Genomic DNA, 200 nt, shown 5'->3' with positions numbered 1-200 from the left:
CCTGGAGGCCGACCGGCCGTGGTTCGCCACGCAGTATGTGCCCGGGCCGTCCCTGCACGACAAGGTGAACGAAGCGGGCCCGCTGCCCGCCACACAGGTCGCCGCCATCGGGTCGGCGCTGGCCGAGGGCCTTTTGGCGGTGCATGAGGCGGGTGTGGTGCACCGGGACCTCAAGCCGTCGAACATCCTCCTGTCGCCCA

The 200-nt window shown here is 71.0% G+C and carries 1 protein-coding gene; it reads left to right on the top strand.

Going from position 1 to position 200, the window contains the following annotated elements:
- On the top strand, nucleotides 1-200 hold a 200-nt coding region (locus CCN51_RS57565), incomplete at both ends, for a protein kinase domain-containing protein (RefSeq protein WP_425444769.1).

Origin of the sequence: Streptomyces milbemycinicus (assembly GCF_002154605.1) — a bacterium.
Lineage (GTDB): Bacteria > Actinomycetota > Actinomycetes > Streptomycetales > Streptomycetaceae > Streptomyces > Streptomyces milbemycinicus.
Note: the sequence above shows the minus strand (reverse complement) of the source record. Positions and strands in the feature narration are given on the sequence as shown.